Genomic DNA, 22856 nt, shown 5'->3' on the forward strand with positions numbered 1-22856 from the left:
CTCCTGGTTGTTGGTGGTCTGACGAGCGCGGGCGGTCGGCTGCCCCAGGGTCGGGTCAGTTGAGCCGGGCGTAGATCTGGGCCTGGTTGCGCTGAAGGAACTGAGCGAAGAACCGTTCCCCTTCGCCCACATTGGTGATCTTGGCGTCGACCATGTCGCCCAGCAGGTTGCACAGCTGCCAGGGTGTCAGGTTGTTGCAGTAGGCAACGAGGACGGCGTCGGCGCGCCCGCTCCAGATGTGCTTCTCGTAGGAGCACAGGGCCGCAAACGCGGTGCGGAAGAGCTCGGTGCGTGCTTCGCCGTACCAGCTGTCGTGGTGCGTGGCGTGGGCGATGGATTCCAGGATCATCTCGTGCATGTCGCTGCCGGGGAACGTGCTGCTGCTCCAGCGGTGCGTGCGGGTTCCGATGCTGAGGTTCTTCCGCATGTCCTTCGCGAACCGCTGTCCCTTGGTCACTTCTTCTCCCGTTCGGTGTGTGCGTTTCCGTAGGCGACCAGGGCGTCGATGACGTCGTCGATGCGTCCGGCGGCGAGCGAGCCGAACAGGGCGTCGAGGCGATGCCGCTCGTTCTGCTCCAGCAGGCCGTAACCCTGATGAGTCTGGAAGTCGATGTCGCCGGCGCGGCAGCCGTCGCGCTCCTCGGCCCGTGCGTACATGACCTTGAGGAGGCGGTAGCGACGGGTGGTTTCGGCATCGAGGCGGCGCTGGTCGCGAGCGGACAGGATCTTGCCGGTTCCGGAGCACGGGGAGCAGCTGACAGGGCCGCTAGCGGCTTGGAAGACGCCGGTCCCCTTGCAGCGACGGTGTACCCGCATCGGGTCGAGCAGCTCCATGGTTACTCCCCCAGGCTCTTCAAATAGCTGATCGCCGGGTCGAGATACAGGTGGGGGTGGTCGGCGGTGAACTTTGGCGAAGGCGATCGCGGCGGGCTGGAGGTTCTGGGTGGTGCGGGTGGGCCTGACGCGGAAGGGCATGTCGGCTCCTTGCAGGATTGGGTGGGTCGGGCTTGAGCGTGTCCGACGAGTGCAACGGTGCGGATCGAAAGGGCAAGCGGCGCAACTGGCGCATCCGTGCCCGGGCCGAGAAGGGCCCGGGCACGGATGGGGGGCTCAGTCCTGCGGCCCGTGGACGATCCACAGCTCCCTGTTCAGAGGACGGCCGGAGGGGGACATGACCTCGCCCTCCAGGTGGTACTTGCGGCCGCCGTGTCGCTGGAGCAGTTCCCGCAGGGCCATGGAGGCGGTCGCCCGGTCGTCCGCAGGGAGTCGTGGGCGAATGCGTCGGCCCCGGTCCGCCTCTGGGAGAGGCAGGCCGGGGCCGCTGGGGTGAAGGCCGGGCGCAGGGGCGCCGGCCGGATCAGCCGATGAGGGCCGGCGCTCCGTCGGGGAACATCGCCCGGTACGCCAGGCGCACCTGGTGTTCTTCGGTGATCTCGCTGTCGCTCGGTCTGACGCCGATTACTGCTGCGGCCTCGCGAGCGACGGCGAACCTGCCTTGCAGGACGGCCAGAGGGGTGTGGGGTTGCCAGTTCGCCGAGGGCCACGATCGCGCCCAGTCCTCGCCGTGCTCGGCAAGGGCTGTGGCGTAGGCGTGGAACTCCCGGAACAGCAATTCCCCCAGGGTGTCGCGCTCAGTCTGGTTGGACATGCTCACTCCCCCGCGCGGGCGTCGGCCCTCGTAGGCGCCGTGGGGCGCCGGGAGGCGGGCAGGGACGGGGCGGCGTTGGACACGAAAGACCTCCAGGAGAATTCGGCGTTCAAGGACTCGCCGGGCCGCTCCTCGGCGCCCGGCCGATGACGCTTCAGGGCGGTGCAGGGGCGCGGACCCAGTTGGGTGGCACGGTGGCTGTGAAGGCGCCAAGCGGCGCAAGCGCTTGGCGGGTGGAATGCGCTCGGCCCGCGCGTGGAGCGCGGGCCGAGCGGGCGGGGCACTGCGGAATGGACTACGCGACCGGAGTACGGGGCTGAGACAGGAGCCGCCGCACCATCCGGCCGTCGCTGCGCAGTTGTCCGGTCGCCTGGTGGCAGGCCGCACGCAGGTAGGCCGCGATGAGATAGGCGGTCAGCCGCTCCGGGCGTTTCGGGTCCGGGATGTGCGGGGGGTACAGGACGTTGGCAGGGGGGACCAGACCGAGCCGGACGTACGCCTCGATCAAGGACCAGCGGTCCTCACCGCCCCCGTACTGCGCCTCGGTCCGGGCGAGTCCGTTCTCCATTTCGTCGTACAGGCCGCTGAGCAGCACGACGGGCAGGTGGGCGATGGCTTCCACCGCGCGGTCCAGAGCGTTGTCGTCCTCGGGGTCGAAGAGGTCCTCGGGGAGTCCGAAGTACTCGTTCTCGGCGGGGTCTTTGTCTCCGTGCGCGGTGTAGGCCGATCGCCAGTCGGTGACCTTCTCGGCTCCGGCCTGCACCGCGCAGGGGTCCGTGTGCTCCCCGGAGATTCGAACGTGGCCCAGCCAACCCGGCTGCCGCAGCATCCGTACCGGCGGGAGTCCTTCCTCCGGGCAGCCCTGCCAGGCCGCGCTGGCGACAGCGCCCGCGCGGCGCAGCATGCGGCCCACGTGGGGAGGCAGCCCGGGAACGGGACGGCGAGCAGTGGTCTTCGTCACTACTTCTCAGCTCCTGAAGGGGCGGTCCCCGGGCGCGGGTGGCGCCTGGGGCGCCGGGGAGCGGTCCTGTTCAGGGCCTGGCTCGACCGGCTGCCAGGACTGTCGGCCACCTGATGCCAAGCGGCGCAACTCTTCGGCACCAGCAGCGGGGGACGGCGGCGGCCCACCGCGCACTGAGCAAGCTCGTGTGGCGGGTGGGCCGAGATCCGTGTCGCGGCCTCCGGCTTTGCGGGATCTCCCACCTCGGGCCAGACCAGAAGCGGCTCGGCCCACGTGACCTTCGCGGTCCGGGCGGGTGCCGCTGCCAGGAGCTTCTCCGAGTCACCCCAGGTCAGCGGGGGCGCACTGTCGAAGAGCTCGTCCCACTGCTCGGGCGATGGTTCAGGGTGCAGGAGAGGCGAGTTGTAGGCGGCGAGGGTGTGCAGCACCCAGGGGGCATACGGCATGGCGGTCTCCACTCGATCGGCTGGCCGCGCTGTGTCGCGGTCGGTTCGAGCGAGCGTCGGGAACCCGGTAGCTAGGCCTGCAACCCGCTTGCGGACCTGGCGGTGTTGGCCGCTCCACGGGCGGTCTGTCCAGAGGGGCAGCCTTGCCGTTCTCGTGGCCTGGCGCTGGCCGAGCCGGGCTGCTGCCCGTCGGCATGGGGTGACGGGCACTGTCCACACTTCCCACACTCGCCGCGCCTTTCCTTTCGGCTTCGGCCTGACATGGCTATGCCCCGCACTCCTCGGACGAGGGGTGCGGGGCACGCAGTCGAGCAGAGTAGCGTTACTTGTTGACCGCGAAGCGCAACAGGCTGTCCTGGTCACCCTGCTTGATGGTGCCTCGTTCGTTGATGACCTCCAGCTTCCACGCGGTCCCGACGCGGAACGCCTTCGCGACGGCGACCGCGTTGCCGTTGCCGAGAAGCGACGGCCAGATGTCGGCCACCTGCTGCGCGGCACCGCCGGAGCTGTCGTAGACCTTGAAGGACACGTTCGCGGCCTTCTTGAAGTCGCTGCCCTTCTTGTAGGCGGCGCAGACGAACACGATGCTGGTGACGTGTGCCGGGATCTTGTCGAAGGTCACTTCGATCAGCTCGTCATCGCCGTCTCCGCGCCCCGTCTGGTTGTCTCCGGTGGAGGTGACGGCACCGTTCTGGAGCGGGTCGGTCACGTCCAGGCCGGCGAAGCGAACCGGGTCGTTGCCGCTCATGAGGATGGCGAACGCGTCCAGGTCGGTGCCGCGGGCCTTGCGCAGCGCGCCCAGGAGGGCGCCGCTGCCGCCGGTGGTGGTGTCCCAGGAGGCACCGATGCCCATCTTCGTCACGCCGTCGAGGTCGGCGGCGCCGTGCTCCTTGGTCAGGGTGACGATGCCGGGCGTGGCGGGAGTGGTCATGGTTGTGAACCTTTCCGGTGTAGGGGTGTGCTGAGATGCAGGGCTGTCTGGCCTTGCTCAATCACCGTGGCTGACCGGGGTGTTAGCGCCGCAACCCCGGTTGGGACACCATCTGCTTCAGCGGATGGCCATGCCGACCGTAGGGAGCGGGTCCGGGCTGAGACGTCTGCTGCCTCAGTTCTCCCGCCCGCTGGCACTGCGATCAGGTTCAATGTCCCGCTCTGCGGGATCCGGTCCATTGGTGCGGTGCTGCGGGAGCGGACGGAGCGACTGAAGCGACTGATGTACGGGAGCGGCATCGAGGCCCGGCAGCGGTGATCCTCGCCGCACGCAAGCGCCCCCTGGTGGTGCACCCATGTCGGATGCACCACCAGGGGGGCGCGGAGCCGGCGAGGCCGACTGGTCTTGGTCTCTAGGCGAAGAGGGCTTCGCGTCGGACTTCCTCCAGGTGCAGGTAGTAGCGGCCCATTTGGGCGGGCTTGGTGTCTGGCTTGAGTTCGAGGAGACCGCCGCAGATGCAGGCGAGGGCGCTTTCCGGTCCCTCGGGCGGCTCGAGGATCGGGCTGTGGCCGGGGTGGAAGTCGGTCTCCTGCGGGTCGGTCGGGGCTGCGGTCAAGGAGCTGGTCATCAGAGGGCTCGTTTCGTGGGTAGGTGGTGAGGAACGGGGCGGAGTGGAGGGTGCTAGGTGAGGGTTGCGAGGTACTGGTCGGTTGCGGCCGGCCCGAGGTGTCGGCGCAGGGCGTCGCCGCGGCGCCAGGTGACGGGCCCGTCGAGTGCGTCCAGCATGCGGGCTGCGGCGATGATGGCGTTCAAGGTGAAGTCCTGCTTGAATCTGTGGCCGATCCGTCGTTCCAGGGCGGCGTAGGTCTCCGGGAGCGGCAGCTCGAGGGCGAAGCACATCCGGGTGGCCAGGATCAGCCAGTCCGGTCCGGCGAGGACGCAGTAGACGCAGGAGAGTCGGGGCAGCCCGGTGTCGTAGATGGCGTGGTACTCCAGGCCGTTGGTGGCGATGCTATTGGTGGACCTCCTGCTCGGACAGCTCGTGGATGATGTTCCAGGCCAGTACGAGCCGGTTGGCGCTCGTCGTACGGTTGCCGAGGGCTAGTCTGCAGCCGGCGCATCATTGCCCGGAGGTGCCTGCGCGTGAGGTGGATTCGGCGCCGCGGACGCCCATGACGTTGAGCACGATGGCCTGGCGGTCGAGGCCGAGCTCCCTCACCCAGGCGGTGATGACAGGCCCAGTGGGGTCGCGCTTCAGCGTGGAGGAGTCGCCGCTTGGCGTCAGGCCACTGCTGGCGGTTCTCGACCATGCCCAGGAAGCCGCCGCCGGGGGTCACGACGAGGAACGGGATTCCGTAGCGCTCGGCTTGGCGGCGAGCCAGTTCCCGAACGCCCGGCAACTCCCCTTCCGTGTCAATCCTGGCTGTGTTGCCGATGCGGTGAAAACCATCTCCTCCTAGCCGTTGAAACATGGATCATTGGGCGATGACCCAGATGAATCGCGAGTGGGCGATCAGCAAGCTCAAGTCCTTCCTTGAGACGGCGTCCATCACTTACGTGCCAAGCCCTCCGCAGTCCGTCGGGTTTGGGCACTACAAACTCGACAAGTCCAAAGCCGAGGTCCTGGCAGCGGCCCAGATCACTGAGCAGATCCTGGATCGAGTCCTGCCCGGGTGGCGAATAGCTGACTGGCCTGAGGGCAAAAGGCAGCCGTACTGGCGTGAGCGGGAGGCCGCTCATCGGTCCATCGCTCAGCTGGAAGCTGAGCAGGAGCTGATTGAAAATCTCGGAAGCGGTGCCCCTCAACTCGATGCGGCGACGCTCCACCCTTGGGTCTGGGGCAGCGTCCAGGGACTCTGGGGCAGTGGCCACTTCCGCGAAGCGGTAGGCATGGCCGGCAAGGCCGTCAACGCCCAGGCTCAGGCAAAGCTGGGGCGAAGGGACCTTTCCGAGGCAAAGCTCCTGGGGGATGCCTTCTCCACCAAGCCGCCGATCCATGGGCACCCGCGGCTCCGTTTGGGTGCCGACGACGGCAGCGACACCTTCAGAAGCCGTCACGAGGGTGCGGGCAGCTTTGCCCGCGGCGTCTACTCGGCGATCCGCAACCCCATCGCGCACGAGCTTGATCACGAACTGGAGGAGAATCAGGCGCTCGAACAACTGGCCGCCTTCAGCATTCTGGCTCGTTGGGTCGACGAGGCAGATGTTGAGACCGCGCCGTAGCCAGTGGGCTGTTCGTCCCCTGCGCTCCCAGGTGGAAGCGTGCACGATCTAGCGCTTAGGACGTCAAGCGACATGTGTGAGGGGTCTGAGGGAAGCCCAAGGCACCGGAGTATCTCGCGTCTTGACCTGATGGAAGTCCCAGAGGAGACCTCCACCAGCAATCGCCCTGTCGTCGGTGCGGGCAACGATCACATCCTCGATGTGCTCGCAGGTCACGTGGTCAACCCGTTGGTCGGCCAGCATCTCCAAGACCGCCTGCGCAGCCACATGGACCTGGTACTCATACCGCCGAAGCATGACCGAACCCGAATCGTCCGGCGCAACGGTCTCAATCGGATCAGCCACACGCCCCCCTGACACTCCCCGACACGCAGCGTAAGCGGTGCGACACGGATCAGTCGATCACTTCGGCAAAACTCGCAACGTCACACAGGCGCGCCCGTTCGCACTTCGCCCCGCGCCTGTGAACTTCCCTAATAAGACCTACCGAGGCTCCATCCGGCAGACTCGGTGCCTGGTAGCCGCCGACGGGTGAGCACTCTTTCTTCCCTGGACTTCGAGTCCTGTTGACAGATCGTGCCCCTGTCGGTCGGCCAGGAGCGAAATCGCTGATGGGATGTCGTGCCCGCCCGATTGCGGCGTGAGCACAGCCTTATTAGGTCGCTGATGGTTCTCCTGCGGGCTGCTGCCGATCGAGGTCGATGACGGAGGACGAGTTGCTGTTCGTTGGGGACGACTGGGCCCAGGACCACCACGACGTCGAGCTGATGGACGCCACAGGTCGCCGGCTGTCCAAGGCTCGGCTGCCGGAAGGCGTGGCGGGCATCGAGCGATTGCACGCGATGATCGGGGCCGAGCTCGGCGAGGACAGCAAGGCCGAGGTGGTGATCGGGATCGAGACCGATCGGGGCCCGTGGGTGCAGGCGCTGATCGCCGCGGGCTACACGGTGTACGCGGTCAACCCGCTGCAGGCTTCCCGGTATCGGGAACGCTTGGCGGTGTCGGGGGCCAAGAGTGACGCGGCCGACGCGCACATGCTCGCCGACATGGTGCGCACCGACTCCCACCAACTGCGCCCGGTTTCCGGGGACACTGCCGACGCTGAAGCGGTCAAGGTGGTAACGCGCATTCACAAGACCCTGATCTGGGAGCGGACCCGCACCATGCAGCGGCTGCGGCACGCCCTGCTCGACTACTTCCCCGCCGCCTTGGAGGCGTTCGAGGACCTGGACGCCCCCGACGTCTTGGAGCTGCTGGCCAAAGCGCCTGATCCGGTCACCGCAGCGAAGCTGACGACCACACAGATCAGTGCGGTCCTCAAGCGCGCTCGCCGACGCAACATCGCCGACAAGGCCACCAAGATCCAGGCCGTCCTGCGTGCCAAACACCTGGGCCAGCCCGCCGCTGTGACCGCGGCCTACGCTGACTCGGTGCGCGCTCTTGTCGCGCTGATGGTCACCTTGAACGAGCAGGTCAACTTCCTGCACCGGCAGGTCGAGGACTTCTTCGGCCAGCACCCGGACGCTGAGATCATCCGCTCCCAGCCCGGACTGGGCCCGATACTCAGCGCCCGGGTCCTCGCAGAATTCGGCGACGACCCGCACCGCTACGCCAGTGCGAAGGCCCGTAAGAACTATGCAGGCACCAGCCCGATCACCCGCGCCTCCGGCAGGAAGAAGGTCGTGACCGCCCGGTACGTCCGTAATGACCGGCTCATCGACGCCCTTATCGCCCAGGCCTTCTCCGCACTGCGGGCCTCCGCCGGAGCCAGGGCCTACTACGAGCGGCAACGAGCTCGCGGCATCGAATTCAATGCCGCTCTGCGCCAACTCGCCAACCGGCTCGTCGGCATCCTGCACGGCTGTCTCAAAGCCGGTACACCGTACGACGAGGCGACAGCTTGGTCCCAGCGAGCCCACGCACTCGCCGCGTGACGCTACAGCTCGGGCAACCGGTCAACGGGTGTGGGGGACCGCCGCTCTTCCAGCCAGTAGAGGTAGATCCGCAGGTCAGTTGCCAGGTCACCGGCGATGTAGAGCTCGAAGTCGCGGACGGCAGCGGCTATGCCCTGGCCTGCCCAGGCATCGCTCTCATCCCATTTGCTCCGCTGATCGGACAGGTACTGCACGACCTGGCTGCGGTTACGCCACCACTCCCGGACCGTTTCCGGTATCCATCGCGAGTCGCCATCACAGCCGTACCCGAGGAACGGGTCGTTGTCTGCCGCCTCGACCAGCAGGGCCGTGTCCGCAGGCGTTCTGGGCTGGCGATAGACGTACTCGCTGAGGTACTCGCCCCCATAGAGGACGTGAGCGGGTGCCGAAAGCCGTCCCGTCCAGCAGGTGTCGGTCTCCCCGCCGTAGAAGGGCCCGGGGACGTTGAGCCACAGTCGGTCTTCCCAACGGCCCCGAAAGGCATCGCGGTCCTTGCCGAGGATGGCCACCGGGTCGAAGTAGAGCGTCACCCGCCGAGACTAGGGCATCCGTTCGAGCTGAACGACGGGCCGCCGATGGGAAGGGGACTGCCTGGTCCCCTGGGCTCACGCGCTCGCCGTTTGACTCTCCAGCTCATGGGATGTCTGTCAAGTTGATGTGTTCCGCTTGGTTGGCGGAGCCGAGTAATGCTGCTGGAGCCCGTTCGTGTACGCCTGGGGGTGGTAGCGCCTTCAGCTCATGCAGCGGCCCGCGGGGTGTCTGGGCGACGGAGTCGGGCGCTGAGGGTGCGCGCGAGGTTGACCGTAGCGTCGGCCTGCTGACGGGGCCCGTGTGCCGCGTCCATGGTGCGGATGAGAACGGATCCCACGATGGTGACGTCGGCGATGCGACTGACGATCGGGGCCTGGGCGGGGGTGGATATGCCGATGCCGACGCCGATGGGCAAGTCGGTCGCGGCCCGCAGGCGCTGCACGAAGGCGGGGAGCGCGCCGTGGAGGGGGCTTGTGGAGCCGGTGACTCCGGCGACGGCGGGGGCGTAGAGCATGCCGCTGGCGGCGGCGCAGATGTGGGCGAGGCGGGCGTCGGTTGTCGAGGGTGCGACAACGAACACCGTGTGCAGGCCGACATGTTGGGCAGCAGTGAGCCACGCGTCGGCTTCTTCGATCGGCAGGTCAGGCAGGATCACCCCGGCGGCGCCTGCTTGCGCCAGGTCACGCGCGGCTCGGCCCGTACTTGAACAGCGGGGGGAAGTACGCCATCACGAGCACGCTCGCCGGTGACGTGGCCAGGGACCGGATGATCTCCAGGAGATGCCGGACGCGGAATCCGCCGGCGAGCGACTGGGCGCCGGCACGCTGGATCACTGGGCCGTCGAGCGTGGGCTCGCTGAACGGCCAGCCGAGTTCGATCACGTCGGTGACACCGGCGAGGCGGTGCAGGATCCGCAGGCTTTGGGCCTGGTTGGGGTAGCCCGCGGGCAGGTAGGTGGCCAGGGCCGCCCGGTTGTCGGCACGGGCGCGCGCGAGCACCTGGTCGAATCGCGCGGGCGCGCCGGGCGCGGGTCCTTCCGGTGGAGGGCTTGTGCCGCGCCAAGTCGCGTTCATGGGGGGAGGCAACCAGACCGCGCGGCCCCGGCACTGTGCTCGGGCCTTCGCGTCTCACCTCTCGGCTCCGCGTTCGGGGGTGCTGTTCCGCGTGGCGGAACAGCACCCCATGTGGGCGATCGGTGTCGGTACCGCCGGTCGGTCCGGCAGGGCGAGCGAGGGGACGGTAGGGAGCGCCTGCGTTAGCCGGGCAACGGGGCACGCGCGGGTGGGCGCGAGGTCCAGGTCCGCAGGGTCGGGCGTCGTGGGGTGGAGGGGGTGTCGATGTGCCGCTTCAGAGCGAGGCAGACGGCGGCGAGGACGCCCAGGGCAAGGCTGGTGGTCCACATGAGTTCCGGTCCGCCGGCATCGAGGGCGGCGGAACTGATAAGCGGGGCGATGAGAGCGGAGATGCCCATCGTGGAGGCCCAGATGTCGGTGCAGCGGCCCCGGGCATCGTCGGGTGCGAGGCGTTCGACCACCGTCATGGGCCACCGCTACTCCTTGGAAACTTAAGAAGGGAGTTGGAGGCGCAGGCGTGTGCTGCGCGGCCGGCCGCGGCAGGGCCGGACGGGCTCGGTCTGAGGATGCGGGGAACATGAGGGAGGTTGGGGTGCGCTGGTGCCGGTGGCGCCGCCCTGTGGGAGACGACCTTCATGTGGGTTCCGTGGCGCGGACCATGTCGCACGGTCACCAGAGCTCGGCGCCCATGATGCCGTCGGACCGCGGGCGGGGTGCTCGGTGGCGTCGGATCGGTGATCGGGCGGCCGTGTCCCGTGGGGCGGAACGCAGCAGCAAATCGCGGCGCCAGGGCGTGGGACCTTCGCGGCCGGTGAGCCCATGCGGCGCGCGGCGGGGTGACGGTGGTGCCGCTACTCGGCTGACCCGCGCAACAGATCGGACCTCACCTGATGGACCTGCTGGAGAAGTGCCGCGCCTATATGCGGGCTGATGAGGCACGCGATGTTGGGCTCTACCCGTACTACCCGGCCTTTCAGGGCCCTGCCGAAGGTGGGCAGGCGGTATTGGACGGCGCCGAGGTCTGCATGCTCGGCAGCAACAACTACCGGGCGCTGAGCGTAAATATGCAGGTGATCGGTGCCGCACAGGACGCGATCGCCCTGTACGGCACGTCCGCGACCGGCTCCCGGCTGCTGAACGGGAACCTCGATTTGCACGAGGAGCTCGAGGCGGACCTCGCGGACTTCTTCGGCTACGAGGCGGCCCTGGTGTTCGCCACCGGCTACATGACCAACCTGGGTGTCGTGTCCGCCCTGGCCGGGAGCGGTGACCTGGTGTATCTGGATGAGAAGGCGCACGCCTCGCTGATCGATGGGGCGCGGCTGGCGAAGGCCTCCGGCGCGGTGGTGCGCTGGTTCGGCCACAACGATCCCGGTGATCTGGCCCGGCAGCTGGCGGCCGCACCGACGCAGTCGGTCTTGGTCGCCACCGATGGGGTGTTCTCCATGGAGGGTGATCTGGCTCCGGTGTCCGAGCTGGTCGCGATCTGCGAGGAGTACGGCGCCACGCTGCTGGTCGACGACGCTCACGGGGTGGGGGTGTTCGGGCGCGGCCGCGGTGTGATCGAGCAGGCCGGGATGCAGGGCCGGGTGCCGCTGATGACCCTGACGTTCGGCAAGTCTCTGGCCTCGCAGGGCGGTGCGGTCCTGGCCGACGCCAAGACGATCGACTTCCTGCGGCACACCTCTCGGCCGCAGATCTTCTCGGCCGGGCTGAGTCCGGCCGACACCGCGGCTGCGCACGCCGCGCTGCGCGAGATCCGTCGGCGGGCCGATGCCGAGCCTGACGCGCTGGCGGCGGCGGAGCACCTGCGCCGGGCGCTGGACGCGCTCGGGTACGACGTAGCCGGGAGCGCCAGTCCGGTCCTCCGGGTGCGGTTCCCCGACCAGGTTGCGATGCTGTCGGCGCAGCGCATTCTGGTCGACCACGGGGTCTACACGAACGCCGTGCTGCCGCCCGCCTGCGAGGGTTACCAGTTGAGGATCGCGTGCACGGACGCGCACACCCCCGACGTGCTGGAGGCGGCGATCGGTGTCTTCGCCTCGCTGCGCGAGGACCTGCTCCCCCGCTACCGCCAGGCGGCCTGACCCGTGTCGACAGCCATGGTCACCGGAGCCAGCTGCGGCATCGGGCAGCACTTCGCCTCCCCCGGGCACACCAACTCCGAGCAGCTCATGGAGAGATGATGATCAGCGATCTGACATCCGCGTCTTGCTCGGGCTGATCCGCGGCGGCGGCTATGTGTACTGGTTCGTGTAGCGACGGCACACCTACGTGCCGTACTACGACGACATCGAGCCGCTAGAGATCCCCGCCTACACCACAGCGGCGGCGGAGCCGGCTCGGTAGGACTCACCGAGCCGCCACGCTCTGCGGTCTCGTCCGGGACCGCCCGGGCAGGTGGCTTGCCCGATCCACCGAGGTCCGCGAGAGCGCGAGACCTCACAGCGTAAGGAACACCATGGCCCTTCCCACTCTCACCAACGACGACCGCGACGCTGCGCGCCAGAAGGCCATCCTCGCCCGTCAGGCCCGCAGCGCGGTCCGGGCGAGCCTCAAGGCCGGAACTCTCACGCTCGTCCAGGTGCTGAACCGGTCCGACAGCGTCGTCGGCCGCATGCCGGTACGACAGCTGCTGACCGCGCTGCCCGGCATCGGACAGGTACGCGCCACCCGTTCGATGAACGCCTTGGGCATCTCGGAGGGACGTCGCGTGCAGAGCCTGGGGCCCGCACAGCGCGCCAAGCTCCTGGAGGAGTTCCCGGCCGCCGCGTAGACCATCTGTCTGGTGGCCGCCGCGGCGCCGGGCCTGGTCAGCTGCCTGCGGGGAGCTTGCCGACGGCGGTCTTCATGTGGCGGTCCACCAGGGCGGGTGCGCCCACCAGCATCACCGCGACGTTGCCCTTGCGTACCGCCATCGTCTTGAGCACCTGCGCTCCGGAGGGCAGTTCCATCGTCGAGGTGTAGGCGAACTGCTCGTCTCCGAGCTCCGGGGTGGCCGACTTTGCGACCTTCACCTCGATGGGGGTAGTGCCTGCCGTCATCGTGTAGGTGGGACACGACGTGTAGGCGCCGAACAATCCGCGCAGCTTGCTGGAGAGCACCGAGGGACGGTCGCTGTGCAGCTCCTCGCCGAGCGTGGCGTCCGTGTCATCGTAGGTGAAGCTGGTCTCCGCCTTCGCGGCGAACATGGTCTCGTCGCCGCTCTGCCCCAGTTTCTCCAGCGCGGAGCACCCCTGGACCGAGACGTCGTCGAACTTCCCGCTGTCGGACTTCTCCTGGACCTGGACGTATCCAGTGCCGAGGTCCGCCTGCGAGAGCAGCAGAGGGCGCAAGGCACCCTCGGCGAGAGGCTTCGGTTCCGCCGCCGGCTTGGCCTGGGGCTTCGCGTCGCCGCCTCCTCCCCCGCTGCCGTTGCTGCACCCTGTGATCAGTACGCCGCACAGAGCGGTGGCCAGCATCCACCGTCGTGTCCCGGCCGTTGAGATGCGCATCAAGACTCAACTCCCTCCCCGATTACCGGGACATGACACTACTGCCTCGTATCGATCAGTGCCTCCTGCCCCACGCGTGTCGGTGTACCGGGGCGTCGGGCGGGCCAGGTCTCGATCCGCGGGAGGCGTCCGCCGAGCCCGCGCGGCCCGCATGGTGAACAGCAGCTGGGCGGCGGCCCGCAGGATGCCGTCCGCGTCGCGTGGCGGAGCGGGATGCTGGTCGCGGGCGCGCTCGACCAGGTCCATCAAGAGCGATGCCAACAGGGCTGTTTGCTCGCTCGGGACCCGGTGGGTGGCCCCCTCGGCCACGTGGACGCGCGCGTGGGCGAGCTCGGCGGCGAGTCGGCAGGTGTGGACGGGTGGGATGACCCGGTCCTGAGCCCCGGTGACCAGGTGGACAGAGGTGCCCTCCAGTGCGGCGAGGCGGCCCGCGACGTCGAAGTCCAAGATCGCCCGGAACCAGGCGGCCGCCACGTCGGTGGCCGGCCGCGGTGTCGCCGAAGGGGACAGGAGATCTCGCAGGTAGCGGGTGGAGCGCGGAGCACGGGTACAGGCCTCGGCGATGGCGGTGCGCGCGCTGCCCACGGCGCGGGCAAGGGGCGGATGTCCGTCAAGGCGCAGGTCGATCTGGCCGCTGCTGGCGCTGACCAACAGCAGGCCCGCGATCTTGCGCGGGCTTGGTGCGCGCGCCTCTCGCGGCGCTCTCCAGCACGCTCATCGACCCCATCGAGTGCGCGGCCACGATGGCCGGGGTGTCCGCGCTGAAGGCGCTCAGCACGGCCTCCAGGTCGTCGGCCAGGACGTCGATGCCCGCTGGGGTACGGCCCTGGGTCGAGGCTCCGTGGCCTCGCTGGTCGAAGGTGAGGAGCCGCACCCGGGCGTCTACCGGGAGGTGGCGGATCACGTCGTCCCACACGGCGGAGGAGGCCGACCAGCCGTGCGCCAGGACCAGCGTCACGTCGGGTGTGGCGCTCTGCTCACGCCGGTAGACGGCGAGGCGCGCACCGTCCGGCCGGGACAGGTGCAGAGGTTCTGCTGCCATGGTGAGGTCCATCGGACTACCCAACGGGGACCGTGAGGTCGACGGTCGAACTGTGGATGGCCGGCGGGACGGCGCCGAGCGTCCTCATGATCTTGAGCATCCGCACGTTGTCGGAGCCGGTCATGACGACCATCGAGGAGCAGCCGAAGTCGCGGGTTTGGGTGCGGGCGTACTGCACCAGAGAGGTGCCCAGGCCCCGGCTTTGCCACGGGTCCTCGATCATGATGCCGAGCTCGGCCTCACCGGCCTCGGTCGTACGGACCAGATTGGTGGTCGCGACGATCTGGTGTGGATCGTCTTCGGGATGGGTGACCCAGGTGAGGCTGCGGTCGGGGCGGGTCAGGTGATGGAACTCGGCGAGGCGGAGGGATCGCCGAGCGGCCTGGTAGCGGGAGAAGCGCGTCTCGAGCGAGCAGCGTTCGTGGAGCGCGTTCACCGCGTCGAAGTCATCGAGCGTCGCGGCGCGGGTGACGGTCTGGGTGTCGGAGTGCGTGAGACCGGATGTGGCGGCAGCCTGTTGTGTCGTGGTGGTAGTCAGGGCAGGGGTGGGCACGGTAGTCCTCAGCTTGGGGTCGGGGCAACGGGGGCTCAGGACACGGTGCTGGACTGCCGCAACCGTCGGTAGCCCCGCTGGGGGCTACTGACCGGGGCCCGGCACCACCACTTGAGGCGCCGTATCCCGTGGCGGGATCGCGACCCCATGCCAGGGGGTTGGCCGCCGCAGGATGCCGCAGAAGGCGAGCATCTCCGTGGGAAGCGCTCAGCACCACGGCGGCCTCCCGCCCGTGGTCGAGCCCTGCCGTTCCTCGGCCGTGGCGGTGCCGCCCGCCGTCCTCACCGCGGTCCGGCCCGATCGGCGCCGGCCACGGGAAGCAGACCACCGGGGCCGGCCGCGGTGGGAGGCTGTAGTCCATGTCGAAGCAGAGCATCGAAGGAATGGACTCAGCCGCCGTGCTGGCGGCGCTGTTCAACCACACGAAGCCGTTCGGGATGGGCGCCCGCGCTCCGCTCGCCCACACGATCTTTTCGGTCGCCGACGCCCAGAAGATTCTGGACACGATGACGGCCCGGGCCGTCACCGATCTCCCGGAGCCCGGCCAGGGCTACGTCGAGCCGGGCGGCGGCGTGCACACGGGCCGCTACCTACGCGGGCACTCACTGGGACTGGTCGTCGACCAGGACACCGTCGAGGTCGGCCAGTACGACCGCGACAACGGGGCCGGACTCGCGGAGAAGGTACTCGCCCGGCTGCGCGAGACCGGTGAGCTGACCCCCGCCTAGTCCTGTCTTCCGCACGTCACTCCGGCGGGTGACGGTCGCGGGCTCGACCGATCGTTCTTGACCGGTTCCATGACCAAGGCCGCGCCCACTCGTTGGGCAGAGCGAGGGCGTAGCGACCGGATCCGATCGAGTCGACCGAACTTCACAAGCGCCCGGTTTGACCGAAATGACATGTGCGGAACACGGGCCTAGTCGGCTGAGCAGACAGCTCCGCAGCCCGGCTCGGCGCTCTCGCGGCGCCTTGGACCTGCTGAGCGTGCTCGCGCGCGCGGACCGGACAGCGCTCTGCGGCTCACTGCCAGTCGTGGCGGGTCTCCCCCGGAACGAGCGCCTGGGCTGCCGTGGCGAGGTGAGACTGCAGGAGGGCGGCACCGTGCTCGCCGTCAGTGTGGGCCGCGTTCATGCCCGCCAGGATGAGCCCGGGGGCGCTGATCCGATTCCACAGGACGACGAAGGCCGCCGGATCCAGGGGTAGTTCGGCAGGCAGAAGTCCCCGCACCTTGCGGTCCGGGCCGATGGCTGCGGTGAGCTCGACGACGCTCAGGGCAAGGAACCCGTTGCCCTCGGCGGTGACACGGTGCTCGAGGAGTTCCTCCCTCGTGCCGCCGGTGGGCGGGGCTTCCTCCCGGTGGTGGCGCAGGGCCGGTGCTACGGTCAGGGCCTTGACGGTGCGGGCTTCGTGCGCGGTGCGCTCGGCGTCCTCCTTGCTTCCGGAGTCCAGGAAGCGTGCCGCAGCGTCGAGCAGGAAGCCAAAGGTGCTCTGCAACCGGAAGGTGAGGACTTCGCACGCCGGCCGTGTGGGGATGCTTCGCGGGACGATCGAGCGGCCGGTTGCTTCCAGCTGCTCAAGGAGGTGGGTCCAGGATGCGTACGTGAGGCCCGGCTCAGGGCGGCCCAGTAGGTGCCCGGCCGGCTCGACCCGGATGTCCGCGAGTGCCTCGTTCACGGCGTTGTGCATGGTGAGCCCCCTTCTGGGATGTGCGCGAGCAGCCGCCATCCTCTCGCTCAGGCGCGCCCAGCGGTGCAGTGGGGTCCCCGGCCTTCAGCGATGCGGCGGGTGGTTGCCGGGTCAGCCCACCGTCTCGGCGAGCTGACCCGGCAACCGGCTCCGCTCGCTCTCGTCCGGCCCTGCCGCTGCGCGAGCCGCAGCATGGTCGGTGACCTCGTGCGCGGGCGTTGTACAAGGGACGGGGCCTTGCCCAGGCGCAGGGACTCGGAGAGTTCGGCGGTGAAGAACGAACGAGAACACATGGGCGGGGCTCCTTGTCGGTTACGCGGACAGGCGGGCAGCGCGGATCTCGGCGGCGGCGCTGCGCAAACGCGCGGTGCACTGCGGGTAATCGGTGCCGGAGACGAGTAGGTGACCGCTACGCCGTAGGGGTCCCACACGGCGTTCGGCCGGATACTGCTGAAGGGTGGCGTACGGGGTGACGTGGGGATGTGCTGCCGCGTTGGGAGGCAACAGCGGGGTGGGGCCGGGGCCCTGGAGGAAGCGCACGGCAGTCGCTCCGAGGCGGCTCTCGTCGATGAGGAACGTCCGTCCGCGGGCGTGGTGGCCGGCCTGGGCGATGAGGTCGATCCCGGTTACCTGCTCGATCAGCATGCCCAGCAGGGGGTCCGTGAGGTGGGTCGTGACGCTGATGACCCGTGGTCCGGTTGCTGTGAGCCGCATGCGGATCTGCGCCGGGCCTGAGCGGTGCCCCAGGGCGGACAGCGCCCGGCTCGCCGAGTCCTCGACGGCAGGGGCGCAGACGTCGTCCGCGTCGACCACGACTTCCACCGGGAGCAGCGCGGGTTCGGCCTGCGGGTCGAAGGTGGCGTGGGAGATCGCGACGACCCTGGGGCCGGATGGGGTGTCGGCGGTGTAGGCAGTGGCCTCGATCCCGTCGAGCAGTGGCTCGATCACCGTGCCGGTGCCGGGCCAGGTGACGGCGGTGGCCGCCGAGAATGCTTCCGCGAGGTCGGGTATGCCGGTCACCTGGCGCGCGGCGTGCCGCGTGCGGGGGGAGGCGGGCTTGCACACCAGGGGGAAGCCGACCTGATGCGCTGCTTCCAGGGCCTGGTCGTAGGAGTCCGCATGGAGGGCTCCGCTGTTGTCCACGCCAGCACCGGTGAGGAGTTGGGCCGTGCGGTGGCGCAGGGTGGTCGCTTCGACCGTCGCGGTGGATGGTCCGGTCAGTGCGAATTCCTGGCGCAGCAGAGCGGCCGTGCGGGCATGGGCGGGGTCAAAGGTGAGCACGCCGGCGATGGGCCGGGTGCTGGCGAACTTTCGTACCTCGTCGAGGACTCGGGGAGGGTCGAGGAGGCTGGCGGTCCGGGCGTCGGCAAGATGAGGGCGCTGCCAGGTCGGCGCCTCCGCATCGATGAGAAGCAGTGGCCCGACTGCGGCAAGGCGTTGCATGGCATGCTCCCACTCCGCCTGCGGTCCGCTGCCCAGGACGACCAGATGCCCCGTGGGGCTGTCTTCCCGGTGGGGCGCGTGGGTGTTCACGGGCGGTGCTCCAGAGTCGAGGAAGTGATGCGCTCGCTGGCGGTGCCAGGGGGTTTCATCACTCTCGCCGGGCGGCTGGGGCGGGGCAATGGCTCCTCGCTCAGGTTCCCTGGCTGCGGTCGACAAGAGGCTCGTTGTGTCGCATAGCGGGACGTGAACTGAATCTCCGATTGCGGCTGGCGGGACGCGGTCCATACGATGGGAGAAGGTGGCATTACCCCAGGTCACATGGGGTGCCCGTGGAACGAGGGGCCACGGGGTGACACCCCCGGCCACGCCTCGGCGCCCCAACGTCCGATGGTTCCGCCGGGGCCCCGCACCCCGACGGAACAGGCCCTGACCTGCGATTCTTCTGCTTGGTGGTGGTCAACTCTGGTTGTGCGCAGCGTGTTTGGGGGTGCACTGGAAGACCCTCTTCCTGGAAGAGGTGGTTCCTCCACAAGATCCCGTACGCACGGTAGAGATGTGCTTGGCGGGACCCGTGAGGCGGGATCAAGCCCCGCAAGCGCCTACCAGGAGGGACTGTCAGTGATCGACACCGAGCTTTTCGAGGCCGCCAGCACGGTGGACGACGGCATGACCGCCCACGCCCGGGTCTATCTCGTACTTCAGACCTTGAACAGCATGGGCCCCGGGCTGCACCCACTGCGGCGCATCATCGACGAGTCCGGAGTCACCAAGTCGACCGTCCACCGCATCCTGAGCGCCGGGGTGGAGGCCAAGCACCTGACCTACCGTAAGCCGGGCCGCTATGGCATCGCCACCGACGTGGCCAACCACCGCCCGGATGCGAGCGTCCACCTCAACTTGCCGCACGACAGCGCCCTCGACCGCGAAACCACGGTACTGCAGCGACAGACGGCCCAGGTGGCGATGGCGTTCAGTGCGGTGCTGATCGACGACACCCCTGGCCGGCTGATGCTCGACCACACCTACGGCCGCCGCAGCGACTTCCAGGCGGCGTTCAACCACGCCGACGTCGACACCAAGGTGGCCCTACGCTACGCCCCGCTCACCGCGGATGCGGCCGGGCTGGCGATCCTCTCGCACCTCGACGGCGCTCCCCAGAGCCACCTCATGCGAGAGATACGCTCCGAGGGCTACGTGCTGACCCAGTCGCCGCTGCCGGACTGGAAGATGCTCGGCGTGCCACTGTGGCGCGGCTCGACCGTGTACGGCTCGCTCGTGGTCATGGGACTGCGCCCGCAGATGGAACGCAACCGTCGCGAGTACGCCGCGGCCGCGCTGGCCTGCGCCGCACGGCTGAGCGCTCGCTGCGAGTTGGGGAGCGGCGCCATGCGCCTGGCGAGCTGAGCCGCATGGATTTGCACCTGTGCCTACGAGGCCCGTCCCGCCGAGCAGCAGGGAGACTCCTCGCGCGGTCGCGGGACTCGGATGCTTCGGCTTCGCCCGCTGACGACTCATGACTGTACCCGGTTGCTCGGCACACAACGAGGCCGTGGCAACCGTCTTCGGGCAGGGATCCCCCTGGTGTTTCGACCGGCCAGCAGCCGTTCGATCCGCCGCAGGATGCGGTACTCAGTCGTCCTCCGGGGCGCTCCCGAGTCACGCAACGGGCTGTCCTTCACCGTTGATGCCCCAATGCGGATCCGACGCTTCATGCCCCTCGTTCAGGACGCAGATACGTCCCCACCGACCGTGCTTGCCGGAGCAAGCCCGCTGGAGAACGGCGTGGTTGAGGTCCCTGGCCGCCTGGTCATGCCGACCTGGAGGGCTTGATACTTCGGGCGCAGTTGTAGCCCGAGCCGAATCTCTTTTAGACGGATCTCCTCGCCCAGGCGCCGAATCTCCCGGTCGCCCAGCAGGGCCTGGATGACTGTCTCCGCCTCCCACCGTGTCGCGCCGCGATCGGGGATTGCGGGACGCAAGGCTCGCGTGTTCCTCCATGGTGCTGGTCTCGCTCTGCTCGGATTCCGCGGCAAGCCGCCCGCCGGGCAAACCATCCTCACCCTTCAGATCAGGCGAGATGGCTGTTCCCGGTCGTCTCGAAGCGGGAACGGGATCAACCTGTGAGTGTGGAAAGGTCAGTGCCCGTAGCGGCTGCGCGCCTGATGCCGGGCGCGGCGCAGCGAGGGCATGCCACGAACCTACCTGCCGACTCCGGGTGGGGGTTGCCCAGAGACTGAGGTGATCCCCGTGGTGTGGACACACCTGACAATGGATCTTGTTGATCCTGGAAGGTGTAGATCTACGTGGCACGGCCCTCGAAGTACAGTGCGGAGTTCCGGTCCGACGCGATCGCGTTGTGGCGGGCTTCGGCCGGCAGGCGGACGTTGAAGGACGTCGCGGCCGATCTGAACGTCACGTGACGGTTTGGTGGTTGGTCAGTGATTCGGGATCAGCTCAGGACGGGCGGCGATGGCGTCACGCAAGAAGCTGCGCTTGGAATAGAACGTGCGGCTCTTCGCCCAGCCTCGCTCGGCCAGATAGCCCAGGAGCCAGCGATCGATACGCTCCATCTCCCGCAGCACCTCGCTTTGGCGATGGTCCAGGAGGCTGCGCGAGCGCCGGTACTCCATCTCGCACTGCGAGAGCACGACCTCCGGTGCCGCCAGGAGCGAGCAGTGATCAAAAAAGATCCCATAGACGTGGCCCGTGCGCATTGATTCGCACTGGACGTCGTAGCGGACGCGCCGGAAGGGCGGCATGGCCCGTACCTCCAGGCCCAGTTGCGAGCACAGGTAGTCCTCAAAGCCGTCTGGGGAGACCTTGAGGTCCGTGTAGAGCTGCTCGCGGCGGGCAAAGGAGTCCTCGGCGAACCACTTGCGTTTCAGTACGTGTCCGCCGTCGACGGTGGGAATGAAGGAGGCGTAGCCGAGATCTGCCGGGGGCCCTGTGACGTCGTAGAGGTGGTTCTCGGTGTAGTAGGTCTGTAGCTCGTTGCGGTACTCGGGTCGGCAGTCGACTAGTTCGCCGCGGCGCAGGGCTTTCAGCAGTTCCAAGGAGGCTTCCCAGATATCCGCTGCCTCCAGGTTGTACTTGTACTCCAGCTCTGTGCCGGCGAAGTGGGTACGGAAGTACCGCAGATGGTTGTTGAGCCGGAGCGCCGACTCGGCATGCGCATCAAGTGCGGGATTCAGCCAGCGCAGCGCCTCTACCGGACCCTCGCCGACCGGAGTGTGGGTGGTGCGGACGAAGCAGGCGTCCTCGGCGTAGAAGTGGATCTGCGCGTACACGTGGTAGCCACCGCCGGGGTGTTCGGACAGGTAGCACAGCGGTACGAGGCCCGCCGGGGCATCGTCGCCGGCCAGCTCACGCAAGGCGTGGCCTGCGATGGCGTCGGGGAACAGCGACCCGCCCTCGATCCGGTTTGTTCGCAGGGGGCTGGCATCCGCGGTCAGGGCGCTGACCTGGCACGCGCCGAGCGTGTCCCACTTGATGACCACCGTGGTGCTCGGTAAGCAGACCTCCTGTGGCGCTACCTGGACGAGCAGGATCGGTTCGTCCGCGCGGCGGGGCGAGATTCCGTTGAGCAGGTGGATTCCGCCCAGGACAACCCAGGCGCCTCGCGTGTCCGTGTCACTGCGCACGGCTGGTGCTCCTTCCCGATGCGGGCACCGCTGCGGTGCCCTTGCCGTTGACTGACTTGACGACGTCGTGCCGCGCGCCCACCCGTTGGCCACGGCCATGTGCACTGCGGGTGCTCCTCGGACGGTCGTCGTCACAGAGGCGGTGCCAGCCACCTCCCCGGCACGCATGCGGTGTCGTCATAGGGTGTGCTGGGTGACACACGGTGGACTTGGACAGATGATCTTGGACGCGGCGGTCGCCGATGCTCGACTTGCTGCGCTGGAGTTCGACGACGCTCGGGCCTGGCTGGAACGGGCTCGCAGAGAGCCGATGGAGCCGCTCGCGGCCGAGGTCTGGGTCACTGACCTTGCCCGTAGCCATGTTCTGCTCGTGAAGCATCGCTGGCGCGGATGGGTTCCGCCCGGCGGCAAAGTCGAGCCAGGCGAGACTCCGCGTGCCGCAGCGGCTCGTGAGCTCGTGGAGGAGACAGGGGTCCCGGCCGAACTGCTGCCCGTGCCGGCTGCCGTATCCGTCCGTTCCTACCGTGCCGGCTGGTCGCCGACGCTGGGCCTGTCGTACGCCGCTGTCGTCGACCGCGGCCTGCCGCTCGGTGGGGAACGCGGCCAGCCCCCGGCATGGATTGCCCTCGACGACGAGTGGGAGAGTGCCTTTCCCGAGGACCGCGGTCGCATCCGCGCGCACGTGCGCGGACTGGCGGCGGGGCACTCGATCACGGCGCGCTGAGTCTTTCCACTGCTGGGCCACGCTCAGATGACTGTGTTGATCAGGTCCAGGTGTCGTTGGGGATCGTGAGGAACTGAGATTCAGCAGTAAACAGACCCACAACGGCGCAAGAGCAGTGAACTCCTCTTCGCTCAGGTGTCCTTCGGCGTACCTTGCCGTACGGTGCGCGTGCTGCTGGAGCTGGTCGGGGTGTAGCCATCGGGGAATGCGTACCTCTTGCGCGGAGGGCCGGATCGGTCGGGACGCTACTCGGGCTTCGTAGATCCACCAGCGATGCCCCGCAGGGCTGGGGACTGGGCGGCGGCACCGGTTGTGCCGCCACCCGGTCAGCAGCAGGTGCAGATGGGTGACGGCCAGGCCGACCTCCGCTCGGGCGGCCTGCTCGGGGCTTTCGTGCTGGTCAACGTGACCGGCGACCGGGGCGATTCCGGCCGGGGGAGTCGCCCGCAAGACCAGGAGGCCGGCCGGTGAGGCGATGAGCACCCCGACGCTGGTGTGGTTGCAGGCGTGCGTCACGTCGCGGCTA

The 22856-nt window shown here is 68.6% G+C and carries 29 protein-coding genes and 1 pseudogene; 8 read left to right on the forward strand and 22 right to left on the reverse strand.

Annotation, left to right across the window (positions count from 1 at the left end; translation table 11 throughout):
• Positions 1 to 55: 55 nt before the first annotated feature.
• The 9 genes from OG883_RS42715 to OG883_RS42755 all read right to left on the reverse strand — a co-directional run bounded on the left by OG883_RS42715 (position 56) and on the right by OG883_RS42755 (position 4886).
• Positions 56 to 457: a hypothetical protein gene (locus OG883_RS42715; protein ID WP_266553522.1), complete on the reverse strand. Its 402-nt coding sequence runs from the start codon at positions 455 to 457 to the stop codon at positions 56 to 58.
• Entirely contained in the window at positions 454 to 834 is a 381-nt protein-coding gene (locus tag OG883_RS42720; protein WP_266553524.1) for a hypothetical protein, read from the reverse strand. Before OG883_RS42720 ends, OG883_RS42715 begins: the two co-directional genes overlap by 4 nt.
• A gap of 276 nt (positions 835 to 1110) precedes the next feature.
• Positions 1111 to 1236 (reverse strand): hypothetical protein, encoded by a 126-nt coding sequence (locus OG883_RS42725; RefSeq protein WP_266553526.1) that lies wholly within the window; start codon positions 1234 to 1236, stop codon positions 1111 to 1113.
• A gap of 121 nt (positions 1237 to 1357) precedes the next feature.
• Entirely contained in the window at positions 1358 to 1648 is a 291-nt protein-coding gene (locus OG883_RS42730; RefSeq protein WP_266553528.1) for a hypothetical protein, read from the reverse strand.
• Positions 1649 to 1943: 295 nt separating this feature from the next.
• Positions 1944 to 2609, reverse strand: coding sequence for a hypothetical protein (locus tag OG883_RS42735; protein WP_266553530.1), 666 nt, complete (start codon positions 2607 to 2609; stop codon positions 1944 to 1946).
• Positions 2609 to 3055, reverse strand: coding sequence for a hypothetical protein (locus OG883_RS42740; RefSeq protein ID WP_266553532.1), 447 nt, complete (start codon positions 3053 to 3055; stop codon positions 2609 to 2611). Before OG883_RS42740 ends, OG883_RS42735 begins: the two co-directional genes overlap by 1 nt.
• A gap of 322 nt (positions 3056 to 3377) precedes the next feature.
• On the reverse strand, positions 3378 to 3962 hold the full coding sequence (locus OG883_RS42745) for a TerD family protein (RefSeq protein WP_266553849.1): 585 nt from the start codon (positions 3960 to 3962) through the stop codon (positions 3378 to 3380).
• A 436-nt stretch (positions 3963 to 4398) separates the two neighbouring features.
• On the reverse strand, positions 4399 to 4614 hold the full coding sequence (locus OG883_RS42750; protein WP_266553534.1) for a hypothetical protein: 216 nt from the start codon (positions 4612 to 4614) through the stop codon (positions 4399 to 4401).
• Between the two features lie 53 nt (positions 4615 to 4667).
• Positions 4668 to 4886, reverse strand: coding sequence for a hypothetical protein (locus tag OG883_RS42755; protein WP_266553536.1), 219 nt, complete (start codon positions 4884 to 4886; stop codon positions 4668 to 4670).
• Between the two features lie 329 nt (positions 4887 to 5215).
• Between OG883_RS42755 and OG883_RS42760 the strand changes: the two genes are divergently transcribed.
• Both OG883_RS42760 and OG883_RS42765 read left to right on the forward strand, forming a co-directional pair.
• Entirely contained in the window at positions 5216 to 5446 is a 231-nt protein-coding gene (locus tag OG883_RS42760) for a hypothetical protein (RefSeq protein ID WP_266553539.1), read from the forward strand.
• 25 nt (positions 5447 to 5471) lie between these two features.
• Positions 5472 to 6209 carry a TIGR02391 family protein gene (locus OG883_RS42765; RefSeq protein WP_266553542.1) on the forward strand — a complete coding sequence of 246 codons (738 nt, stop codon included), beginning with the start codon at positions 5472 to 5474 and terminating at the stop codon, positions 6207 to 6209.
• A 63-nt stretch (positions 6210 to 6272) separates the two neighbouring features.
• Here OG883_RS42765 and OG883_RS42770 read toward each other — a convergent pair whose 3' ends face one another.
• Complete coding sequence (locus OG883_RS42770; RefSeq protein WP_266553545.1) at positions 6273 to 6554, reverse strand: dsDNA nuclease domain-containing protein; 282 nt, start codon at positions 6552 to 6554, stop codon at positions 6273 to 6275.
• Positions 6555 to 6925: 371 nt separating this feature from the next.
• On the opposite strand from OG883_RS42770, the gene OG883_RS42775 reads away from it, so the two are divergent.
• A complete protein-coding gene (locus OG883_RS42775; RefSeq protein ID WP_266553851.1) occupies positions 6926 to 8143 on the forward strand; it encodes an IS110 family transposase in 1218 nt (405 codons plus the stop codon).
• 2 nt (positions 8144 to 8145) lie between these two features.
• Here the strand turns inward: OG883_RS42775 and OG883_RS42780 are convergent, their stop codons facing one another.
• From OG883_RS42780 to OG883_RS42795, 4 genes are all read right to left on the reverse strand, one after another.
• Positions 8146 to 8673 (reverse strand): ferredoxin, encoded by a 528-nt coding sequence (locus OG883_RS42780; RefSeq protein ID WP_266553548.1) that lies wholly within the window; start codon positions 8671 to 8673, stop codon positions 8146 to 8148.
• Positions 8674 to 8879: 206 nt separating this feature from the next.
• Positions 8880 to 9329 (reverse strand): tryptophan synthase subunit alpha, encoded by a 450-nt coding sequence (locus tag OG883_RS42785; protein WP_266553551.1) that lies wholly within the window; start codon positions 9327 to 9329, stop codon positions 8880 to 8882.
• Positions 9330 to 9354: 25 nt separating this feature from the next.
• On the reverse strand, positions 9355 to 9747 hold the full coding sequence (locus tag OG883_RS42790) for a tryptophan synthase subunit alpha (protein WP_266553554.1): 393 nt from the start codon (positions 9745 to 9747) through the stop codon (positions 9355 to 9357).
• A 182-nt stretch (positions 9748 to 9929) separates the two neighbouring features.
• A complete protein-coding gene (locus OG883_RS42795; protein ID WP_266553557.1) occupies positions 9930 to 10214 on the reverse strand; it encodes a hypothetical protein in 285 nt (94 codons plus the stop codon).
• Between the two features lie 423 nt (positions 10215 to 10637).
• Between OG883_RS42795 and OG883_RS42800 the strand changes: the two genes are divergently transcribed.
• Positions 10638 to 11834, forward strand: coding sequence for an aminotransferase class I/II-fold pyridoxal phosphate-dependent enzyme (locus OG883_RS42800; protein WP_266553560.1), 1197 nt, complete (start codon positions 10638 to 10640; stop codon positions 11832 to 11834).
• 374 nt (positions 11835 to 12208) lie between these two features.
• Positions 12209 to 12523, forward strand: coding sequence for an integration host factor, actinobacterial type (mihF, locus tag OG883_RS42805; protein WP_266553563.1), 315 nt, complete (start codon positions 12209 to 12211; stop codon positions 12521 to 12523).
• A gap of 37 nt (positions 12524 to 12560) precedes the next feature.
• Here the strand turns inward: mihF and OG883_RS42810 are convergent, their stop codons facing one another.
• The 4 genes from OG883_RS42810 to OG883_RS42825 are packed head-to-tail and all read right to left on the reverse strand — an operon-like array spanning position 12561 to position 14836.
• Positions 12561 to 13241, reverse strand: a complete 681-nt coding sequence (locus OG883_RS42810) for a hypothetical protein (RefSeq protein ID WP_266553573.1) — start codon at positions 13239 to 13241, stop codon at positions 12561 to 12563.
• A 6-nt stretch (positions 13242 to 13247) separates the two neighbouring features.
• Positions 13248 to 13892, reverse strand: coding sequence for an alpha/beta fold hydrolase (locus OG883_RS42815; protein ID WP_266553576.1), 645 nt, complete (start codon positions 13890 to 13892; stop codon positions 13248 to 13250).
• Positions 13852 to 14283 carry an alpha/beta fold hydrolase gene (locus OG883_RS42820; RefSeq protein ID WP_266553579.1) on the reverse strand — a complete coding sequence of 144 codons (432 nt, stop codon included), beginning with the start codon at positions 14281 to 14283 and terminating at the stop codon, positions 13852 to 13854. Before OG883_RS42820 ends, OG883_RS42815 begins: the two co-directional genes overlap by 41 nt.
• 16 nt (positions 14284 to 14299) lie before the next feature.
• Positions 14300 to 14836, reverse strand: coding sequence for a GNAT family N-acetyltransferase (locus tag OG883_RS42825; RefSeq protein WP_266553582.1), 537 nt, complete (start codon positions 14834 to 14836; stop codon positions 14300 to 14302).
• A 359-nt stretch (positions 14837 to 15195) separates the two neighbouring features.
• On the opposite strand from OG883_RS42825, the gene OG883_RS42830 reads away from it, so the two are divergent.
• Positions 15196 to 15564, forward strand: coding sequence for a hypothetical protein (locus tag OG883_RS42830; RefSeq protein WP_266553585.1), 369 nt, complete (start codon positions 15196 to 15198; stop codon positions 15562 to 15564).
• A 292-nt stretch (positions 15565 to 15856) separates the two neighbouring features.
• On the opposite strand, the gene OG883_RS42835 is transcribed toward OG883_RS42830, so the two are convergent.
• Both OG883_RS42835 and OG883_RS42840 read right to left on the reverse strand, forming a co-directional pair.
• Complete coding sequence (locus tag OG883_RS42835) at positions 15857 to 16522, reverse strand: hypothetical protein (RefSeq protein WP_266553588.1); 666 nt, start codon at positions 16520 to 16522, stop codon at positions 15857 to 15859.
• A gap of 312 nt (positions 16523 to 16834) precedes the next feature.
• Positions 16835 to 18055: an acetyl-CoA carboxylase biotin carboxylase subunit family protein gene (locus OG883_RS42840; RefSeq protein WP_266553591.1), complete on the reverse strand. Its 1221-nt coding sequence runs from the start codon at positions 18053 to 18055 to the stop codon at positions 16835 to 16837.
• A 528-nt stretch (positions 18056 to 18583) separates the two neighbouring features.
• Here OG883_RS42840 and OG883_RS42845 point away from each other — a divergent pair.
• On the forward strand, positions 18584 to 19369 hold the full coding sequence (locus OG883_RS42845; RefSeq protein ID WP_266553594.1) for a helix-turn-helix domain-containing protein: 786 nt from the start codon (positions 18584 to 18586) through the stop codon (positions 19367 to 19369).
• 1031 nt (positions 19370 to 20400) lie between these two features.
• Here OG883_RS42845 and OG883_RS42850 read toward each other — a convergent pair.
• The gene (locus OG883_RS42850; RefSeq protein ID WP_266553597.1) at positions 20401 to 21606 is read right to left on the reverse strand and encodes a hypothetical protein; all 1206 of its coding nucleotides are present in this window, start codon (positions 21604 to 21606) and stop codon (positions 20401 to 20403) included.
• A gap of 223 nt (positions 21607 to 21829) precedes the next feature.
• Here OG883_RS42850 and OG883_RS42855 point away from each other — a divergent pair, with 223 nt between their 5' ends.
• Positions 21830 to 22330 carry an NUDIX domain-containing protein gene (locus tag OG883_RS42855; RefSeq protein WP_266553853.1) on the forward strand — a complete coding sequence of 167 codons (501 nt, stop codon included), beginning with the start codon at positions 21830 to 21832 and terminating at the stop codon, positions 22328 to 22330.
• Positions 22331 to 22549: 219 nt separating this feature from the next.
• On the opposite strand, the pseudogene OG883_RS42860 reads toward OG883_RS42855, so the two are convergent.
• Positions 22550 to 22846: pseudogene (locus tag OG883_RS42860) on the reverse strand (NUDIX hydrolase); the annotation flags it as partial.
• Positions 22847 to 22856: the final 10 nt, after the last annotated feature.

The organism is Streptomyces sp. NBC_01142, from assembly GCF_026341125.1.
In the GTDB taxonomy this organism is placed as follows: Bacteria; Actinomycetota; Actinomycetes; order Streptomycetales; family Streptomycetaceae; genus Streptomyces.

What these genes read in the sequence shown, in the direction of transcription:
- OG883_RS42720 (WP_266553524.1), bottom strand. Translation starts at nt 834, where the DNA reads ATGGAGCTGCTCGACCCGATGCGGGTACACCGTCGCTGCAAGGGGACC.
- OG883_RS42725 (WP_266553526.1), bottom strand. Translation starts at nt 1,236, where the DNA reads ATGGCCCTGCGGGAACTGCTCCAGCGACACGGCGGCCGCAAGTACCAC.
- OG883_RS42730 (WP_266553528.1), bottom strand. Translation starts at nt 1,648, where the DNA reads ATGTCCAACCAGACTGAGCGCGACACCCTGGGGGAATTGCTGTTCCGG.
- OG883_RS42740 (WP_266553532.1), bottom strand. Translation starts at nt 3,055, where the DNA reads ATGCCGTATGCCCCCTGGGTGCTGCACACCCTCGCCGCCTACAACTCG.
- OG883_RS42750 (WP_266553534.1), bottom strand. Translation starts at nt 4,614, where the DNA reads ATGACCAGCTCCTTGACCGCAGCCCCGACCGACCCGCAGGAGACCGAC.
- OG883_RS42755 (WP_266553536.1), bottom strand. Translation starts at nt 4,886, where the DNA reads ATGTGCTTCGCCCTCGAGCTGCCGCTCCCGGAGACCTACGCCGCCCTG.
- OG883_RS42760 (WP_266553539.1), top strand. Translation starts at nt 5,216, where the DNA reads ATGACAGGCCCAGTGGGGTCGCGCTTCAGCGTGGAGGAGTCGCCGCTT.
- OG883_RS42765 (WP_266553542.1), top strand. Translation starts at nt 5,472, where the DNA reads ATGACCCAGATGAATCGCGAGTGGGCGATCAGCAAGCTCAAGTCCTTC.
- OG883_RS42790 (WP_266553554.1), bottom strand. Translation starts at nt 9,747, where the DNA reads ATGAACGCGACTTGGCGCGGCACAAGCCCTCCACCGGAAGGACCCGCG.
- OG883_RS42795 (WP_266553557.1), bottom strand. Translation starts at nt 10,214, where the DNA reads ATGACGGTGGTCGAACGCCTCGCACCCGACGATGCCCGGGGCCGCTGC.
- OG883_RS42800 (WP_266553560.1), top strand. Translation starts at nt 10,638, where the DNA reads ATGGACCTGCTGGAGAAGTGCCGCGCCTATATGCGGGCTGATGAGGCA.
- mihF (WP_266553563.1), top strand. Translation starts at nt 12,209, where the DNA reads ATGGCCCTTCCCACTCTCACCAACGACGACCGCGACGCTGCGCGCCAG.
- OG883_RS42810 (WP_266553573.1), bottom strand. Translation starts at nt 13,241, where the DNA reads ATGCGCATCTCAACGGCCGGGACACGACGGTGGATGCTGGCCACCGCT.
- OG883_RS42820 (WP_266553579.1), bottom strand. Translation starts at nt 14,283, where the DNA reads ATGGCAGCAGAACCTCTGCACCTGTCCCGGCCGGACGGTGCGCGCCTC.
- OG883_RS42830 (WP_266553585.1), top strand. Translation starts at nt 15,196, where the DNA reads ATGTCGAAGCAGAGCATCGAAGGAATGGACTCAGCCGCCGTGCTGGCG.
- OG883_RS42835 (WP_266553588.1), bottom strand. Translation starts at nt 16,522, where the DNA reads ATGCACAACGCCGTGAACGAGGCACTCGCGGACATCCGGGTCGAGCCG.